This is a genomic window from Pigmentiphaga litoralis (assembly GCF_014651835.1).
Classification (GTDB): domain Bacteria; phylum Pseudomonadota; class Gammaproteobacteria; order Burkholderiales; family Burkholderiaceae_B; genus Pigmentiphaga; species Pigmentiphaga litoralis.
The window spans coordinates 71,965-89,575 of record NZ_BMXQ01000003.1; the positions used below are offsets into that span (position 1 = coordinate 71,965).

The 17,611-nt window shown below is 64.5% G+C and carries 14 protein-coding genes and 1 other RNA gene; 9 read left to right on the forward strand and 6 right to left on the reverse strand.

Going from position 1 to position 17,611, the window contains the following annotated elements; translation table 11 throughout:
* Window positions 1-43 precede the first annotated feature (43 nt).
* Window positions 44-223, reverse strand: a complete 180-nt coding sequence (locus IE116_RS23350) for a CsbD family protein (RefSeq protein WP_189616030.1) — start codon at window positions 221-223, stop codon at window positions 44-46.
* 176 nt (window positions 224-399) lie between these two features.
* Between IE116_RS23350 and IE116_RS23355 the strand changes: the two genes are divergently transcribed.
* The gene (locus IE116_RS23355) at window positions 400-2,484 is read left to right on the forward strand and encodes a putative bifunctional diguanylate cyclase/phosphodiesterase (RefSeq protein ID WP_189616032.1); all 2,085 of its coding nucleotides are present in this window, start codon (window positions 400-402) and stop codon (window positions 2,482-2,484) included.
* A 99-nt stretch (window positions 2,485-2,583) separates the two neighbouring features.
* A complete protein-coding gene (gene folE2, locus IE116_RS23360) occupies window positions 2,584-3,531 on the forward strand; it encodes a GTP cyclohydrolase FolE2 (RefSeq protein WP_189616033.1) in 948 nt (315 codons plus the stop codon).
* 18 nt (window positions 3,532-3,549) lie between these two features.
* Here the strand turns inward: folE2 and IE116_RS23365 are convergent, their stop codons facing one another.
* Both IE116_RS23365 and IE116_RS23370 read right to left on the reverse strand, forming a co-directional pair.
* Entirely contained in the window at window positions 3,550-4,581 is a 1,032-nt protein-coding gene (locus IE116_RS23365) for an Lnb N-terminal periplasmic domain-containing protein (RefSeq protein WP_189616035.1), read from the reverse strand.
* 51 nt (window positions 4,582-4,632) lie between these two features.
* Window positions 4,633-5,499: a TraB/GumN family protein gene (locus tag IE116_RS23370; RefSeq protein ID WP_189616037.1), complete on the reverse strand. Its 867-nt coding sequence runs from the start codon at window positions 5,497-5,499 to the stop codon at window positions 4,633-4,635.
* Between the two features lie 290 nt (window positions 5,500-5,789).
* On the opposite strand from IE116_RS23370, the gene IE116_RS23375 reads away from it, so the two are divergent.
* The 7 genes from IE116_RS23375 (at window position 5,790) to IE116_RS23405 (ending at window position 15,610) form a co-directional block, all read left to right on the forward strand.
* On the forward strand, window positions 5,790-6,680 hold the full coding sequence (locus tag IE116_RS23375) for a LysR family transcriptional regulator (RefSeq protein ID WP_189616039.1): 891 nt from the start codon (window positions 5,790-5,792) through the stop codon (window positions 6,678-6,680).
* A gap of 138 nt (window positions 6,681-6,818) precedes the next feature.
* Window positions 6,819-7,973: a mandelate racemase/muconate lactonizing enzyme family protein gene (locus IE116_RS23380; protein WP_189616041.1), complete on the forward strand. Its 1,155-nt coding sequence runs from the start codon at window positions 6,819-6,821 to the stop codon at window positions 7,971-7,973.
* 172 nt (window positions 7,974-8,145) lie between these two features.
* On the forward strand, window positions 8,146-9,171 hold the full coding sequence (locus tag IE116_RS23385) for a Bug family tripartite tricarboxylate transporter substrate binding protein (RefSeq protein WP_229828850.1): 1,026 nt from the start codon (window positions 8,146-8,148) through the stop codon (window positions 9,169-9,171).
* Window positions 9,172-9,179: 8 nt separating this feature from the next.
* Window positions 9,180-10,343 carry an alpha-hydroxy acid oxidase gene (locus IE116_RS23390; RefSeq protein ID WP_189616043.1) on the forward strand — a complete coding sequence of 388 codons (1,164 nt, stop codon included), beginning with the start codon at window positions 9,180-9,182 and terminating at the stop codon, window positions 10,341-10,343.
* A gap of 580 nt (window positions 10,344-10,923) precedes the next feature.
* On the forward strand, window positions 10,924-11,676 hold the full coding sequence (locus IE116_RS23395) for a hypothetical protein (RefSeq protein ID WP_189616045.1): 753 nt from the start codon (window positions 10,924-10,926) through the stop codon (window positions 11,674-11,676).
* Window positions 11,677-11,747: 71 nt separating this feature from the next.
* Window positions 11,748-12,500, forward strand: a complete 753-nt coding sequence (locus tag IE116_RS23400) for an N-acyl amino acid synthase FeeM domain-containing protein (protein WP_189616048.1) — start codon at window positions 11,748-11,750, stop codon at window positions 12,498-12,500.
* Between the two features lie 161 nt (window positions 12,501-12,661).
* A complete protein-coding gene (locus IE116_RS23405; RefSeq protein WP_189616050.1) occupies window positions 12,662-15,610 on the forward strand; it encodes a putative bifunctional diguanylate cyclase/phosphodiesterase in 2,949 nt (982 codons plus the stop codon).
* A 69-nt stretch (window positions 15,611-15,679) separates the two neighbouring features.
* On the opposite strand, the gene ssrA is transcribed toward IE116_RS23405, so the two are convergent.
* From ssrA to ubiG, 3 genes are all read right to left on the reverse strand, one after another.
* Window positions 15,680-16,100, reverse strand: a transfer-messenger RNA (tmRNA) gene (gene ssrA / locus IE116_RS23410).
* A gap of 27 nt (window positions 16,101-16,127) precedes the next feature.
* On the reverse strand, window positions 16,128-16,793 hold the full coding sequence (locus IE116_RS23415; protein ID WP_189616052.1) for an HAD-IA family hydrolase: 666 nt from the start codon (window positions 16,791-16,793) through the stop codon (window positions 16,128-16,130).
* Window positions 16,790-17,521 carry a bifunctional 2-polyprenyl-6-hydroxyphenol methylase/3-demethylubiquinol 3-O-methyltransferase UbiG gene (gene ubiG / locus IE116_RS23420; protein ID WP_189616054.1) on the reverse strand — a complete coding sequence of 244 codons (732 nt, stop codon included), beginning with the start codon at window positions 17,519-17,521 and terminating at the stop codon, window positions 16,790-16,792. The genes IE116_RS23415 and ubiG overlap by 4 nt, the downstream gene beginning before the upstream one ends.
* Window positions 17,522-17,611 lie beyond the last annotated feature (90 nt).

A 17,611-nucleotide genomic window follows, 5' to 3' on the forward strand; every position in this document is an offset into this window, starting at 1 on the left:
GCCGTCGAACGGCGATCACAAACCGTGGGCAAGCGGTACTGCCTTAGATCTTGCTGTCTTTGACGACTTCTTTCACGTCGCCGACATTCTTCTGAACCTTGCCTTCGGCCTGGTTGGCCAGGCCCTTGGCCTGCGTGCTCGGGCTGTTGGTGGCTTTGCCGACAGCTTCCTGCACCTTGCCGCCGATATCCTTGGCCGTACCCTTGACTTGGTCTTTGTTCATGGCTTTTCCTTTATCGCGGGAGAGTCCGCACAGACTCAACAGCAAGCGGCGTTCCCGACTCTTCCGTATCGCGCCAGAAAACAACGCCAAAGCGCGCAGCAGCGCCGATTGCCGCTATAGTGCTGCCAGCCGCCGAACCGGCGCGGCACCCGCGGAAACGCTCCTCGACGACAACGATGCTCGAGTCTACCTATAGCTATCCGCTCGTGCTGTTGTCGTTTCTGATAGCGACCGTGGCAGCTTTTACCTCCCTCGACCTGACCGGTCGCATTGCTAGCCTTCCCCGCGCATCCAACCGGACATTCTGGCTTTCAGGAGGCGCCGTGGCGCTGGGCCTGGGCATCTGGTCCATGCACTTCATCGGCATGCTGGCGTTTTCGCTGCCCATCCCGCTGGGTTACGACCTGGCCACCACGCTGTATTCCCTTGCGCTGGTGATCGGCGTGGCGTACCTGGCCCTGCACCAGGTCACCCAGCGCACGCTGACCCGCCCGCGGCTGCTGGTCGGCGCTGTGGTGGTCGGGCTGGGCATATCAGGCATGCACTATATGGGGATGGCCGCCCTGCAGATGTCCCCGGGCATCGATTACAGCCTGCCGCGCGTCCTGCTGTCGGTCGCCATCGCCGTGGCGGCGTCGTTCATGGCGCTGCGCCTGGCCTTCGCCCTGCGCTCGGCCGACCGCCAGCGCCGTTTCCGCCAGCGGCTGGCCGCCGCCATGGTCATGGGCGCCGCCATCTGCAGCATGCATTACACCGGCATGTGGGCGGCAGAGTTCCCGATCGGTGTCGTCTGCCTGGCTGCCGGCCAGATCGACATCCACTGGCTGGCCGCCACCATTCTTGCCGGCACCCTGGGCGTGCTGGGCGTGGCGCTGGTGCTGTCCGTGCTCGATTCCCGCCTGCAGGACCGCACGCTGCGCTTTAACGACACCCTGCGCAGCGCCAACGAAATGCTGCTGTACCAGGCCACGCACGACGAGCTGACCGGCCTGCCCAATCGCGGCTTTCTGGCGGAACGGCTCGAGCAGGCCATTCTGTTCGCCCGCAGCAACGACAAACGGTTCGCGGTCTACTTCATCGACATCGACGGCTTCAAGGCCATCAACGATTCGCTTGGCCACAATGTGGGCGACGCGGTGCTGCGCGAACTGGCCTGCCGCCTGCGGCTCAAGCTGCGCCGCGAAGACGTGGTCGCGCGCTTCGGGGGCGACGAATTCGTGGTGGTGGTGGAAAACCTGTCCACGGCAGCCATCGCCGGCGACCTGGCCGAAAAGCTGCTGGACTGTTTCCAGGAAGAATTCGACCTGGTCGACACCCACATGACCGTGTCGCCCAGCATTGGCATCAGCGTGTTTCCGGAAGACGGGCAGACCAGCGAAGCGCTGCTCAAGAACGCCGACGCCGCCATGTACGAGGTCAAGAACGCGGGCCGCAATGGCTACCGCTTTTTTGAAGCGGCCATGAACACCAGCACCCAGCGCGCCATGAATCTGCAACGCAGCCTGCGCGGCGCGGTGGCCGCCAATCAGCTCCATATCCATTACCAGCCCAAATTCGACTGCACGAGCGGCAAGTTGCTGGGCGCCGAAGCGCTGTTGCGCTGGACGCATTCCGAACTCGGCCCGATCGAGCCCAGCGAGTTCATTCCGATTGCGGAGCGTTCCGGCAACATCACCCGCATCGGGCAATGGGTGATCAAGGCGGTGTGCCAGCAGATCCGCATGTGGGACGACGCCGGGCTGGCGCCGGTCAAGATCGCGATCAACCTGTCGCCGATCCAGCTGCGTTCGTCATCGTTGATTCGCGAGGTGATCGAGCTGACGAAGGAATATGGCGTGGCGCCGTCCCGGCTCATGTTCGAGATCACCGAGTCGGTGGCGATGCAGAACGCCGAAGAAACCATGAAGGCGGTCCAGCGGCTGCAGCAAGCCGGTTTCGAAATGGCGATCGACGATTTCGGCACCGGCTATTCGAGCCTGAGCTACCTGCAGCAGTTCGCCGTCCGCCAACTGAAGGTGGACCGCCTGTTCGTCAATGAACTGGATGTGAAGGGTTCCAAGAGCCGGTCGATCGTGTCGGCCATCATTGGCCTGGCGCATGCGCTGGACATGGAAGTCGTGGCCGAGGGGGTCGAAACGGCCAGCCAGCTGGCCATGCTGGCAGAAATGAAGTGCGATCAGGCCCAGGGCTTCCTGCTGGCCCGGCCGTTGGGGGTGGTGGACTTTTCGCGCCTGATGGGAATGGAACCGGCCCTCGTCTGACGGGTATAATGCAACTCTATTGCATTAACCGCCCGCCGACGCCTTGATCCGCTGCGTGAGCTGACGCGTGATGTCGCGGGCCATTCCAGGAAGCTGTCCATGCCCGATTTCGCCGTCCCCGACGCGCTCTTTGACCCGCTGCCCGACGTCGCCCGCAATGATCGCCCGCTGCGTCACACCCCGCTGGCCTGGGTCGGCATGGAAGGCATCGCCGTGCCGGTTCGCCTTGACGATCCGGCATTCCCCGCAGCGCTGATCGGCCACGCCGATGCCGCGGTGGACTTGCCCGATCCTGGCGTCAAAGGCATCCACATGTCGCGTCTGCACCGGCTGGTCACCACCGCGTGCCAGGCGGGCCCGCTGACGCCCGCCGCCTTGCACGCCTTGCTGGCCGACATGGTCGCCAGCCATCACGATTGCGGGTCGACCGCCGCGCGTGTCATCGTCCGGACCCGGCTGTTGCGTGCCCGCCCCGCGCTGGTCACGCCAGGCCTGAGCGGCTGGCAGGACTATCCCCTGACCCTGATCGCCGAACGCCGCGACGGCGTCACCACGCTCAGCCTGCGCACCGAAGTGGTCTACTCGTCCACCTGCCCATGCTCGGCCGCCCTGGTGCGCCAGGTGGTTCGCGAGGCTTTCGTGCAGCACTTCGATGGCGCGCCGCTGACCCTGGCCGCCGCCGCCGACTGGCTGTCCGCCCACGCCACGCTGGCCACCCCGCACAGTCAGCGCAGCGTGGCGGACGTGACGGTTACGCTGCGTGGCGATGGGACGCGAACGGCCCCGCTGGCCATCGGCCACTGGCTGGACCGCATGGAATCGGCCCTGGGCACGCCGGTGCAGACGGCCGTCAAACGGGCCGACGAGCAGGCCTTTGCGCGGCTCAACGGCAGCCACCTCATGTATGTGGAAGACGCGGCAAGAGCCGTCGAAGCCGCCTGCCGTGCGGATCCCGACGTGATCAGCGCGCAGGTGTCGGTCAGGCATCTGGAAAGCCTGCACCCGCACGATGCGGTGGCGACGGCCGACTACCGGGCCGCGGCGTAGAGCAAGGCCGCCGCAGCATCAATGCGGCGGTGTCACCGCCGGATCCGCGCCCGGAATGCCCCGGCGGATCGCAGTCGAAAAATCCGGATCCGCATCGGCCGCGCGCGCGCGCTCGGTAATGCGGCCCCGCTCGCGTAGCGTCTCGAGCGAATACCCCTGCGTCAGTGCGCCTGCGTCATAGACATAGCCATCCAGCTTGCTGGACAGCAGCAGCCGGTAATCCATCGGCAGGCCGCCCACGATGCGCGCCATCATGTGATAGACAATGGTGGTGCAGTTGGCCGTGACCGTGTGATAGAACCGGGGCGTGTGCACCAGGGCGTTGGCCTCGGCCACATACGCCAGGAACAGCGAACGCAGTGTTGGTTGGGACACCTGCACCCGGAACAGGTGGTCGTCTTCCTGCCGGATGTTGGTCCGCACCCGGACAATGTCGCGTTCATCCGCGGCCACGACGCTCATTTCGAAGTCTTTGAAGAAGCCGCCAATGGCCGAAAAGCTTTCCGTCTTTTCCTTGCGAATCTCGACGGAAAACGTCACATAGCGGCCATCGTCGAACCCGAATGACACCAGCGTGTGTGCAATGCCGGGCAGGCCCCACGACGACAGGATCATGTCTGCCGACACCAGCCGGTCCAGGTCATAATCACGGCGTTCCCAGCGCGGGGTGTAGTCGGTTTCGCTGCGCCAGTCGAAGTTGCGCACGTTCTGCAGCGTCACCAGATTGCCGTTGATGGTGCCCGAGGTCATGGACGCCACGTCGTCAGCCCATTCCCGGTTGTTGGACGGCGCCAGGGTGTTCCACCAGATCGACAGCAGCACGAAAGCCACGGCGTAGGCTGCAAAGCCGAGCCAGCTGCGTTCGCGCCAGGCCAGCCCCAGGGCGGTCATCGCGATCAGCACCCACGCTGCGACCAGCGCCGCCTTGACTGCGGGCGGAAAGGGCAACTGATACCAGAGCGCCATCGCGCCCCAGGCAGCCGACAGAAACGTCGTGATCGACGCAAGCGCCAGAAGGCAGGTGGTCAGGATGGATCGGAGTCGGGACATGGGATCAGTGAAAGGCAGCGTCGCCAGCAGTATAGGAGCGGACGCGCCGATTCACCGCACCGGCTGCAGCGCCACCCGTTCCACCGCAAACCCCTGCTCGGCCAGCAGCCGCAGCAGGCTGACGTCGCCGGTCATGTGCAAGGCGCCCACAGCGGCGAACACGCTGCGGCCCGGGCCATGCAGGTCGACAATGCGGCGGGCCAGCGCCGGATTGCGGTCGTCCAGCACGCGCCGCATCATGGCGCGTTCGTCCGACGTGGTCAGGCAGTCGCACCAGCGGGCGTAGTCGGCCAGGTCGGCGTCGTCACCGCGCTCCCAGGCAGCGATCAAGCGTTCCAGCGTGGCGGTGTCCTTGCCGTCTTCCAGGCCGTCGAGCATGGCGGCGACTTCCGGCACATTCACGGTGCCTGGCGGGCCGAACAGGGCGCGCACCTGCAGTTCCGGGGTTTCGAGCGAGACGACAGGCGTGCCCGCCGCGCGCGCCCACGCGGCCAGCATCGTGTCGACGCCGAACTCGGCATACAGCCCGGCGCGCCGCGCGACCGTCAGTTGGGCGATGGTGGTGACCGCCAGCGGATGCAGTGCCTGGATCAGCGCGGCCGGCAGGCAGCTGGCGCGCACCTGCTGCGCCAGTCGATCCACCAGGGGCGGCGGCAGGCTCAAGCCGGGCGGCGCGGCCATCAAGGCGCCGACGCGCGCCTGCAGGTCGGGCGCCAGCGGGTCCAGTTCCAGGGCAAGGACGCCGCTCGTCTTGAGCGCCTGGGCCACCACCGGCCCCGGCGTGGCCCACGCGGGCCGGCCGGCATGCACCGTGCCGTACAGCCACGACGTACTGCCGCCGCGCGACAGCTTCCACAACAGCCCCCGGTCTTTCCCATCGGACTGCGCCGCCGCCGCGGTCACCTCGGCTCTGGTCAAGGGCGCCGGGGGGCAAGGCGCCGCAAGGGCAGAGACCGCCGGGGCCACGACAAGGGCGACCGCCGCGCACACCTGCAGCACGTGACGCCAAAGCGGGTAGGAGAGTGTTTTTGTTGGATGCGGCACGAAAGGATCCAGCTGACAGGAAGGCGCCGCCAGTCTACCCACCTGCACGTGGGATGCCCACCCCGTCATGGCGTTGCCCGCGTTGCCCTCTGCGCAAAAGCGATTGCCCGTTGCGCCCCGCGTGGCCCTGCTACAGTCAGAAAAAACACTTTTGCGGGGACGCCATGACCGACCTGATCGACCTGACCACGTTACGTGTGATTGCGGCGGCTGCCGACCTGGGGTCGATCAGCGCGGCCAGCGACCGCCTGAACCTGGCTGTGGCCGCGGCCAGCGTGCGCATTTCGGCGCTGGAAGACCACCTGGGCTTCCGGGTGTTCGAACGATCGTCGCGCGGGGTGCAGCTGACCCCGGGCGGCCACCTGCTGGTGCAGCGCAGCCGTGAACTGCTGGCCGACGCCGACCGTCTGGCGCTCGACCTGCGCGACTACAGCCAGGGCTTCCAGGGCTACGTCCGCATCCTGGCCAACTCGTCGGCCATTCTGGAGGCACTGCCAGGCAAGCTCGAACACGTCATGCGCAGCCACCCCCTGATCCGGGTCGATGTCGAAGAACGCAGCAGCCCCGACATCCCCATGGCGGTGCTCGATGGCCGGGCCGACCTCGGTATTGTCGACATCGGCAATCCGCCGCAAGGACTGGTGCTGCAAGACCTGTTCACCGACACCCTGGTGCTGGTCGTCCCGGCCGCGCATCCGCTGGCCAGCCGCGAACGGATTGCCCTGATCGATGCCATGGACCAGGATTTCATCGCCCTGACCGATGGCACGGCGCTGTCGAACCGCGTCATGCTGGCGGCCCGGCAAGCCGGCCGCACCGTCCGCATCCGCATGCAAATGCGCGGCTTCGACGCGGTCTGCCGCATGGTGGCGGCCGGGTTGGGGGTAGGCGTGCTGCCTCTTGAAGCCGTGAGCCCGCAACTGGCCTGTCTGCCCATTACCGCCGTGCCTCTGTCGGACCCCTGGGCCATCCGCACCCATCGGCTCATCACGCGCAGTGCGCCGCCGCCGTCACCTGCGGCGCGCACCGTCATCACGACCTTGATGGCGCAATGACGCGAGGGCGCTGACGCGGGCCCGAAACCGCTTTCGCCGTTGGCGAAAGCCGCATTCTTCCCACGTGCTTGCCCCCCGGGATCGCGCCTTCCTACACTCGTCCCATCGTTGCCCGTCAGAGGCACCCCTGGAGACAGCATGAAGATTTCCCGCGTCAACGCCACGCCGTTGAACCTGCCCGTATCGGTCACGATTTCTGGCCGCACCAAGACCACCTCGCTTTCCGTCTGCCTCGTCGACATCGAGACCGACACCGGCCTGGTGGGCACCGGCATGACCGCCATCACCGAAGAAGAAGTGATCGGCGCCATCGTCAACGACATCGCCGCGCATGCGCTGATCGGCGCCGATCCGTTGCGGCACGAGCAACTATGGGAACGCCTGTACTGGCTGCTGACGCCGCGCGGGCAGTCAGGCTATGCCAGCCACGCCATCGCCGCCATCGATCTGGCGCTGTGGGACCTGAAGGGCAAGGCCCTGGGCCAGCCCTGCTGGCGCCTGATGGGCGGCGCCCGTGCCGAGGTCCCGGTGTATGCCACCTTCGGCTTTGCCTTCTTCGATCGCGATGAACTTGCCGCCGCCGCGCGCAGCTGGGTGGACCGCGGCTTCAAGCGGCTGAAGATGACGGTGGGCCATCATGGCCTGCAACGCCGTGACGAACCGCGGCCGCTCGACACGTTGATCACGGAAGACGTCGCCCGCATCCGCGCCGTGCGCGAAGCCGTCGGCCGCGACGTGCAGCTGTATATCGATGCCAACTGCAGCCTGGATTACTTCCATGCACACGCCCTTGCCAAGCGCGTGGAACCGTTCGACATCACCTTCTTTGAAGAGCCCGTATCGCAGAACGACATTCCAAACCTGGTCAAGCTGCGGCAGTCCACGTCGATCCCGCTGGCGGGCGGCCAGAACGAAGGACTGGCCAGCCGCTTTCGCGACATGCTGGTGGCGCAGGCCGTGGACGTCGTCCAGCCCAATGCGTGCATCAGCGGCGGCTACACCCAGTGCCTGCGCATTGCCGGCATGGCGGCCGCGTTCAACACCCGCTTTGCCAACGGCGGCGCCTGGCCCCACCACAACATGCATCTGCATGCGGGGCTTGCTAACGGGTCGCTGGTGGAATATCACTCGGTCGCGGTGGAATGCTGCAAGCAGGTGTTTGACGACCTGCCCGAACCCACGGCCGGCATGCTGACCTTGCCCGACACGCCCGGGCTGGGCTTCAACCCGAACCGCGAGCGCGTCAAGGAACTCGCGCGCCGCCCGGGATCACGTGGCGTCGGCAAGGCCTGATCCGCAGGCGGCGCCATGGCGTCGCCGGGCCCATGCCGGCAAGGCGCCCGCATGACATGACATGTCATGTCATGACAAGAGACCGTGGGCGGGCACTGCCGGCTACGGCTGAGCTGAAGCGCGCATACAAGAACATCCATAACAAGAAACAAGACAAAGACAGGAGACATTCATGACACCCACCCCGCGTGCGCCACGCCGTAGCTTGCTTGCATTGGCCGCCTGCTGTGCCGCGCTGGTTGCGACCTCGGCCATGGCGCAGCCCCAGCGCACCCCCTCGGCCGCCAAAACGGCTGGCGGCGCCACCACCTATCCCGAGCGCCCCATCCGTCTGCTGGTGGGATACTCCGCTGGCGGCGGCCTGGACGCCATGGCGCGTCTGCTGGCGCCGCGCCTGTCCGCCCAGCTGGGCCAGCAGGTGGTTGTCGAGAACCGCGCCGGCGCTGCCGGCGTCATTGCCGGCGACGCCACGGCGCGCGCCACGCCCGATGGCTACACCATCATGCTGGGCGACAGCTCGCTGCTCATCGCGCAGTACTTGCAGCCGCACCTGACCTTCGACCCGGTCAAGAGCTTCGTTCCGATCGCGTCCGTCTTCACGCTGCCGCTGGTCATCGTGACCGGCAATCGCTTTCCGGCCAGGACGCCGGCCGAATTCGTGAGCGCGCTCAAGGCTGCGCCGGGCAAGTATTCGTTCGCGACCTCGGGCGTCGGCACGGTACATCACCTTGCGTTCGAAATGCTCAAGGGGCAGACCGAGACCGAGGTCATGCACATCCCGTATCGCGGCGCCGCCCAGATCGTGCCCGACGTCATCAGCGGCCAGGTGCCGATCGGCGTGGTCAGTGTGGCGGCGGCCATCAGCCAGGCCAAGGCGGGCAGCCTGCGTGCCGTGGCCATCATGAGTCCGGTCTCCATCGCCGGCGCCGATATCGCGCCGCTGGCCGATGCGCTGCCGGGCTTCGACGCCGCGCCCCGGCTGTTCCTGATCGCCCCGGCCGCCACCCCGGCGGCCATCGTGGAGCGCCTGAGCGAGGCGACGCGCACCGTCATGGCCGCGCCTGACCTAGCGCAGGCCGCAGCCGTGCAGGGCGCCGTCCCAGCCTTCCTGCCCGCGTCAGCCATGGTCAGCGAGATCGCGCGCGAATCCGCCATGTGGGGCAAGGTCATCCGCGATCGCAAGATCTCGGCGGAGTAGGGCGCGCCATGCCTGTCATAACAAGTATCGAGGACCTTCGCGTGCTCGCCCAGCGGCGCGTGCCGCGCATGTTCTACGACTATGCGGACTCGGGGTCGTGGACCGAGAGCACCTATCGGGCGAATGAAGACGACTTCAACCAGCTGCTGCTGCGCCAGCGTGTCGCGGTCAATCTCGAACGTCGCAGCACGCAAACACGCATGGCGGGGCAGGACGTGGCCATGCCCGTGGCCATTGCGCCGACGGGTCTGGCCGGCATGCAGCATGCCGACGGCGAGATCCTTGCGGCCCGCGCGGCGCGCGCGTTCGGCATCCCGTTCACGCTGTCCACGATGAGCATCTGCTCGATCGAAGATGTCGCCGCGGCCACCCATAACCATCCGTTCTGGTTCCAGCTGTACGTGATGCGGGACCGCGCATTTATCGAACGATTGATGGAACGCGCGGCACAAGCCGGCTGCCCGGTCCTGGTCCTGACACTGGACCTGCAGATCATCGGCCAACGCCACAAGGATCTGAAAAACGGACTCAGCGCGCCACCCCGGCTGACGCTGCGCAACGTCGCCAACATGATGACGCGGCCGCGCTGGTGCGCCGGCATGCTGCGCACGCCGCGCCGCAATTTCGGCAACGTGATGGGGCATGCCAAAGGGGTCGACACCATGCACTCGCTGGCGGCCTGGACGGCCGAACAATTCGACCCGACGTTGAGCTGGGATGACGTCGCCTGGATACGGCGCAAGTGGGGCGGCAAGCTGATCCTGAAGGGCATCCAGGAAGTGGAGGACGCAAAGCTGGCCGTGGACAGCGGCGCCGATGCGCTCATCGTGTCTAACCATGGCGGCCGCCAGCTCGATGGCGCGCCTTCGTCGATCGCCGCCTTGCCCGAGATCGTCGACGCGGTGGGTTCCTACATCGAAGTGCACATGGATGGCGGCATTCGCTCTGGGCAGGATGTACTAAAAGCAGTCGCGCTAGGTGCGAAAGGCACCTACATAGGTCGGAGCATGCTTTACGGCCTGGGTGCGATGGGAGAGGCGGGCGTACATCATGCGCTGCGCATCATTCAACGCGAACTGGACCTGACGATGGCCTTCTGCGGCTGCACCGACATCCGGCAGGTGGACCGCGGCATCGTCCGGCCGGTCAGGCGATACGGCGACGGCAACTGATAGTCGGGCGCGTCGAACACCCCCTCATCACCCGACCCTATGCATGCAATTGCATGGGTTCGCGGCCCGACTTTTGCGTAGGCGCAAACACCACAAACGTCTGCGCAAAACACCACAGGCGTGGTCCTCCAGTTGGATGATCGCCCGTATGGACGTCGGCTCCATCCCTCGCCTCATCCCACGTAATCCATCCCTCCACCTCGCCCATCGCGCGCAATTGCGTTGCGTCGATCCGACGCATCGCGCGTCGTGCCATCAGCGCCATTTTCCTGTTTTGGCTCTTCGCGGGTGAAGCACGCCATGCCGTGATCTGCGGGCCGTGACGTGTCGTGCGCGATGCGTTTCATCGAGGCATGCGCAAGCATGAAGTCGAAGGTCGCGTGGATGCCATGCCGAGGATTACACCCAACCGCTAGTTTGTGTGAGTGCACTGAAGTTCCATAACCGCGAGTGATGCATTGCGCGTCGCGACACTTTGCGCAGGAAAGGGACGGTGAATCTTCCACGTACTTATGCGACTCTGCCGTATCCGTTGCCAAACGCGGCGACGGCATCCCATCTCACCTCAGGAGTTCACACCATGAACCGCACCTTCACACTCTCCACGACCGCCCGCAACGACAGCGACGCTTTCCTGCCGCAGACCGAAGAACGACTCCCATTCACTATTCGCGTCGTCAAGGATGAAGGCGCTCTGGCCAAGGCCGTTCGCATCCGTCAGGCCGCCTATGGCCGTCATGTGCCCGAGCTGGCCAAGACACTCGGCGCGCCCGAAAGCTACGACGTCGAACCCGGCGCCGTGATCCTGCTTGCCGAATCCAAGATGGACGGCGAGGCCATCGGCACGATGCGCATCCAGACCAACGCGGTCAGCCGCCTTGGCGTCGAACGGTCGGTGCTCTTGCCTGACTGGTTGCAGCAGCAACGATTGTCGGAAGCAACCCGTCTTGGCGTGTCAGAAGGACGTGTCGGTCATGTTGCGAAGATCGCCCTGTTCAAGGCCTATTACCAGTACTGCCTCGAGACCGGCGTCGAGTGGATGATCACTGCCGCGCGCTCGCCGCTGGACCGCCAGTACGAAGCGCTGATGTTCCAGGACGTGTTCCCGGGCCAGGGCTTCATCCCCATGCTCCACATCGGCAACATCCCGCACCGCGTGATGGCTTTTGACGTCGCCTCGGCACGCAAGCGCTGGGAGCAGGGCGGCCATCGCCTGTTCGATTTCATGGTCCGCACCCATCACCCCGACATCGACATCCGTGATCACGGCGGCCGCCTCGTTGACGACCAGGTCAAGACCCACGAAGCCCGCCCCGTGCACATCGCCGCGTGATCGATCCAACGCTCGCACCACCCCTTTCGTCATTCATTCCCTCTCTCACTTCATCGCAAGGAAATTCCATCATGTCGACCACTTTCATCGCCGCCACCACTGCCCGCAACGACGCCGCCGCCTTCTTGCCGCAAACTGAAGAACGACTCCCGTTCACGATCCGTGTGGTCAAGGATGAAGACGCACTGGCCAAGGCCGTCCGCATGCGCCAGGCCGCCTATGGCCGTCACGTGCCTGAACTCGCCAAGACCTTGGGCGAACCTGAAACCTATGACCGCGAACCCGGTGCCGTGATCCTGCTGGCCGAATCGAAGCTGGACGGCGAAGCCGTGGGCACCATGCGCATCCAGACCAACGTGCGCAATCGCCTTGGCGTCGAACGATCGGTGCTGCTGCCCGACTGGTTGCAACAGCAACGACTTGCCGAAGCCACGCGCCTGGGGGTGTCCGAACGCAAGATCGGCCACGTCGCCAAGATCGCCCTGTTCAAGGCCTACTACCAGTATTGCGTCGAGACCAATGTGGACTGGATGATCACGGCCGCCCGCTCGCCGCTCGATCGGGGTTATGAAGCGCTGATGTTCCAGGACGTGTTCCCAGGTCAAGGCTTCATCCCGATGCTGCATATCGGCAACATTGCCCACCGCGTCATGGCATTCGACGTCGCGGCGGCACGGACCCGTTGGGAACAAAGCGGTCACCGCCTGTTCGACTACATGATCCGCACGCACCACCCTGACATCGACATCCGTGGCTACGACATGGATCGCGTGGAAGACGAAGTGCTGGCATTGGATGAGCGTGCTGTGCATATCGCGGCCTGAGCGCCGCATTTCTCACCACGCCTTCCGATCAAGTTGTAACCATCGACCCGTGCGGATCACGGGCCGATGGCTTTTGTCGCTCTGCACCTTCTGCCCGTCGTATCATGCGTTGGCGGTAATACGTAGACCTGCATTCGGGTCAAGACATGGGGGCGAGTGGTATGGAATGGATCAGGCAGGCTTGCCGGAGCGTCGACAAGTTGTTCCGCAACTTTTCGTACTATCTGCTGCCCGTTGCGATTGCCCTGTTCTCGTTGTACTTCCTGATTTTCCTGCCCAGTATCTACGACACCCGCGGCGCAACATCGCTGCCGTTCCGGGTCGTCGAGGCAACATCCACCGATTTCACGCCCGCCAGCGCGCTCGACGCCTTGCGTGGTCAGGCCGATGCGCTGACAGCCAGTACCCAGCTATCCGAGCATCCCTTCTGGCTCGCTGTCCGGTTGCCGCAGGACTCCCGCAATAAAGATACGTTCCTGGATTTTCCGTCGCGCCATACGCAGGCCATGTCCTGCTGGAATGCCGAGACCCTTGCGCCTCTCGGGCACACCGACCGTGTCTCATTTACCGGAATGATCCAGCCCGTCAGGGCCGGCTACGCGTTTTCGATCGACCGCATGACGGACGTGCGCGAGATGTTGTGCCGCGTCGTCAGTTCCGGTCCGGCGCGTCTGTCGTTCTCGATCTGGCCGCGCGATCAGCTGGCCAGTTCGTCGCGCGCGTTTGCGCATGGCATCGGCCTGCTCGAAGGCGGTCTGCTGACGCTGGCCCTCTTCACGATCGTGACGGCGCTGATCAATCGCGAATCGCGGTATGTGCTGTTCGCTGTCTGGCTCATCGGCAATCTGCGATTGGGTGCGCTGTCGATGGGGTGGGACACCCAGTGGTTGAGCCGCGTCATCGACAACGATTGGATGCCCGTCATCAGGATGCTGACGATGGCGTTCTATTACGTCGTCACCTATACCCTGTTCACACAGTTCTTTGAACGCGAATTGCGAGTGATCGGCTATCGCTGGCTGATGCGCGCCGTGCAGCTGCTGGGCATCGTGCTGCTCGTCCTGGCCGTCACGCTGCCGTACTCGATGTTCCTGCCTGCCTTGTGGGCGGTGACCGGATTCGGCGCGGCGTCGCTGGTCTTTTTCCTGGTCCGCATCCTGGTCATCACCCGGTCCAGGATCGCCTGGTGGTATAGCGCCACCCTGGTCTTCACGCTGTTTGCGACCTTCTCGGAAGTCATCGCCGCGGCCTTCGACTTCAAGGCCCTGCTCGAATCCTTCAACAGCGTGACTGCGGCGCTGGGCGCCAGCCTGATGGCGGGCTTTGCGTTCGCGGAACAGATGCGCGAAGAAAAGCACGAACGGATGCAGGCGCAGGCCGAACTCGACCGCACCTACCAGGTCACGCCGGTCGGCCTGTTCACGCTCGAACCCGATGGATCGTTCGTACGCGTGAACCCGGCGCTGCGGCAACAGCTGGGGCTTGAAGACCAGTCCCTGCCCGCCAAGCCGTGGGCCGACTACTTTGCCCCTGGCGCGTGGGACGCACTGCAAGGCCTGGCGGCTCATCCGAAGGGCGGCGAACTGGAAGTGTCCGGCGTGGCCGCCGCCGGGGCTGAAGACACCGGATCCGACCCCCGCTGGTACCTGGTGCGCGCGGCGCATGCCGGCGACCGCATTGAAGGGTCGCTGCAAGACATTACCGAGCGAGTGAAGTACACCGAACGCCTGCAATTCCTGGCCAACAACGACTCACTGACAGGCGTGCTCAACCGCCGGGGGGTCGAAGAAATCCTGAACAGCGCCATCATCAACTTTTCGGACGACCATGCGCTGTCGATCGCGTATCTGGACCTGGACCGGTTCAAGCTGATCAACGACCTGTATGGCCACCAGGCAGGCGACGAAGTGCTCAAGCAGGTCTGCGCCCGCGTGGACAACGTGCTTGAAGCCGGCCACTTCCTGGGGCGTGTTGGCGGCGATGAATTCATCGTCATCTTCCATGACACCGACACCGCGCGCGCCCACGAGCTGTGCCTGCGCGTCGTCAAGGACATTTCGACCCGGCCCTACCAGCTGCGCAATCGCGCCTTCCAGGTCAAGATTTCCATCGGCCTGGTTGAAGCGACGGCCGGCATGGACGCCAAGGACCTGATCTCGGCCGCCGACCGCGCCTGCCGCGAAGCCAAGCGCGGCGCCCACGGCCACGTGGTCGTCTACAAGAAATACGCCCGCGAATTCCTGGACCGCGCCGAAGAACTGCGCCTGATCGAAGAGCTGGGCAGCACCTTCTCGCCCGTCGGCTTCTTCCTGGAAATGCAGCCCATCATGGCGCTCAAGGATCCCGGGAACTCGCTCAACTTCGAAGTGCTGCTGCGCATGCTGGACTCCCACGGCGAACGCCTGCCGCCCACCAAGATCGTCGCCGCCGCGGAAGCCAACGGCAACATCGCCGAACTCGACAAGTGGGTGCTCAGCAGTACCTTGCAGTGGCTGCGCACCAACGTCACACGCCTGCCGCGGACCAAGTTCGTCTGCGTGAACGTCAGTGGCGCGTCGCTCAATGACGAGGCCTTCATTGAAGATGTCTTTGCCTTGCTCGAGCGCTACCAGGACGTCGCGCCCATGCTCTGCATCGAAATCACCGAAAGCGTGGCGCTGCACGACCTGGAAAATTCGCGCCGCTTTATCGAACGCCTGAGGCAGTGGGGGGTGCGTATCGCGCTGGACGACTTTGGCGCCGGGTACACGTCGTTCTCGTACCTGAAAGACCTGTCGGCCGATGCGCTGAAAATCGACGGATCCTTTGTGCGCGGCATGCACCGCCACCCTGCCAACCTCGCCATCGTCGAAGCGATCGTCGAACTCGCGCACAACCTTGGCATGCGCAGCATTGCCGAATGGGCCGAGGATTTCGAGACGGTCGAAGCGCTGGCCGAGATGGGCGTCGACTACGTGCAAGGCTACATTGTTGCGGAACCGCAGTCGCCCGTCGCGCTGCTGGAAGCCGAATCGTGCCTGAGCTTCGTCACCGACTACCGCCTGCTGCGCTTCTTTCAGGAACGGGAGAAGGGAGGGGAGATGACGACCAGCATGAGCGACTATCACTGACGCCTGACGCCTGCCGGCCACCTTTGCATAGGCAAAAAAAATCCCAGCACAAGGCTGGGATTCGGAGACTGGTGGAGCCGGGGGGAATTGAACCCCCGTCCGCAAGCCCTCAACAGGCAGTTCTACATGTGTAGTCGATTAATTTTTGTTTAACCTCACACTTAGCCAACCGACAGGCCGGAGTGAGGCGATTCACGTAGTTTAAATCTGGACCGTGTGACCCCAGTACAGACCGATTCCTTGTGAATGTCACTGCTGCGGTTCAAAGATGACCCTTCAGGGGTTAGCCCTCCAAGTCATCCTTTAGGAAAGTTTTACCCTCCCTCCGCCTGACCCAAGGACAGATCAGTGCAGCGGCTCACCGCTTAAGCGGCGAGAGCGAAACGCTCGTCGTTGGCGTTTATTTGCGTTCCAGTGGTTTTACGAAGCGTACTGGTGCTCGACATGCCCTACTCTGCGTCGCGACCCACGTCGAATCCGGATCGGCCCCAGGAGTCTTATATTGTACGCGATCCCGTCATTTCAAGTGCAAACGGTCGATGGCGGGCAATAAATCTTCGGGCGCGTGCGCCACTTCGTCCGCGCCCCACGCGTCAACCGGGTCGCTATCGCCGTTGTAGCCGTACCCGACGGCGATGGTTTTCATGCCGGCGGCCTTGCCCGCCACGATGTCGCGCAGGTCGTCGCCCACGTAAATGCAGTCTTCCGGCGCGTGTCCGGCCTGGCGCGCGGCATGGAGCAGGGGTTCGGGATGCGGCTTGTAGTACGCCGTCGTATCGCCGCACACCGTGATTACGCTGGCGTCGTGCAGGTCCAGATGCCTGACCAGCGGCAACGCCAGCCGCGTCACCTTGTTGGTGACGATGCCCCATGGGGTGCCGCGGCGATGCAGCTCGGCCAGCAGCGCTTCCACACCCGGGAACAGCACCGTGTGCACGGCGATATTGCGTTCGTACTCCGCCAAAAACGCCTGCTTGGCGGCTTCGTAGTCTGGATCGTCGGGCTGGAGGCCCAGCGCCACGCCCAGCAAGCCACGCGCGCCATGCGAGGCCATGTGGCGCAGGGCGGTCAGTGGCAGAGCGGGGAGCCCCTTGGCCGTGCGCTGCGCATTGGCGGCCGCGGCCAGGTCGGGCGCGGTATCGGCCAGCGTGCCGTCAAAGTCGAACAGGATCAGCGGCGTCATGTGCGCACCATGGCGACCATGTAGTTGACGCTGGTGTCCGACGTGAGCGAATAGCGCTTGCCGATAGGCTGGTACTGCAGCCCGCGGATTTCCGTGGCCTCGAGCCCGGCGCGGCGTGCGTCGCCGATCAGTTCGCTGGGGCGGATGAAGCTTTCATAGCTGTGCGTGCCTTGGGGCACCAGGCGCAGCAGGTATTCGGCGCCCAGGATCATGTAGCCGAAAGCCTTCAGATTCCGGTTGATCGTGGAAAACATGACGTGCCCGCCGGGTTTCACCAGGGCAGCGCACGCGCGGATGATCGACCCGGGGTCCGGCACGTGTTCGAGCATTTCCATGCACGTGACGATGTCGTACTGGCCGGGTTCATCGGCGGCAATCTGTTCTGCGGCAATATTGCGATATTCGACTTTGATGCCGGTTTCGAGGCTGTGCAGGCGCGCGACTTTCAAGGATTTTTCGGCCAGGTCGATACCGGTGACGATGGCGCCACGGGCTGCCATGCTTTCGGCAAGAATTCCGCCGCCGCAACCTACATCCAGCACCCTCTTGTTGCCCAATCCCCGCGCATTCTGGCTGATCCAGTCCAGGCGCAGCGGGTTGATGGCGTGCAGCGGTTTGAATTCACTTTCCGGGTCCCACCAGCGCGACGCCAGCGCGCTGAATTTTGCCAATTCAGCGGCGTCCGCATTCACATGCGGGGTATTGAGGGCAGAAACGGTGGCATTCATTTAGTCCACTCCAAAATAAAAAACCCCGCAGTCAAAGATCTGCGGGGTTTTAATTCTAACGGCACCGGACAGGCTGCCGTCAGGATTCAG

Excerpts from the sequence above, each read along its gene's own strand:
- IE116_RS23350 (WP_189616030.1), bottom strand. The coding sequence starts at position 223 with ATGAACAAAGACCAAGTCAAGGGTACGGCCAAGGATATCGGCGGCAAG.
- IE116_RS23355 (WP_189616032.1), top strand. The coding sequence starts at position 400 with ATGCTCGAGTCTACCTATAGCTATCCGCTCGTGCTGTTGTCGTTTCTG.
- folE2 (WP_189616033.1), top strand. The coding sequence starts at position 2,584 with ATGCCCGATTTCGCCGTCCCCGACGCGCTCTTTGACCCGCTGCCCGAC.
- IE116_RS23365 (WP_189616035.1), bottom strand. The coding sequence starts at position 4,581 with ATGTCCCGACTCCGATCCATCCTGACCACCTGCCTTCTGGCGCTTGCG.
- IE116_RS23375 (WP_189616039.1), top strand. The coding sequence starts at position 5,790 with ATGACCGACCTGATCGACCTGACCACGTTACGTGTGATTGCGGCGGCT.
- IE116_RS23380 (WP_189616041.1), top strand. The coding sequence starts at position 6,819 with ATGAAGATTTCCCGCGTCAACGCCACGCCGTTGAACCTGCCCGTATCG.
- IE116_RS23385 (WP_229828850.1), top strand. The coding sequence starts at position 8,146 with ATGACACCCACCCCGCGTGCGCCACGCCGTAGCTTGCTTGCATTGGCC.
- IE116_RS23390 (WP_189616043.1), top strand. The coding sequence starts at position 9,180 with ATGCCTGTCATAACAAGTATCGAGGACCTTCGCGTGCTCGCCCAGCGG.
- IE116_RS23395 (WP_189616045.1), top strand. The coding sequence starts at position 10,924 with ATGAACCGCACCTTCACACTCTCCACGACCGCCCGCAACGACAGCGAC.
- IE116_RS23400 (WP_189616048.1), top strand. The coding sequence starts at position 11,748 with ATGTCGACCACTTTCATCGCCGCCACCACTGCCCGCAACGACGCCGCC.
- IE116_RS23405 (WP_189616050.1), top strand. The coding sequence starts at position 12,662 with ATGGAATGGATCAGGCAGGCTTGCCGGAGCGTCGACAAGTTGTTCCGC.
- IE116_RS23415 (WP_189616052.1), bottom strand. The coding sequence starts at position 16,793 with ATGACGCCGCTGATCCTGTTCGACTTTGACGGCACGCTGGCCGATACC.
- ubiG (WP_189616054.1), bottom strand. The coding sequence starts at position 17,521 with ATGAATGCCACCGTTTCTGCCCTCAATACCCCGCATGTGAATGCGGAC.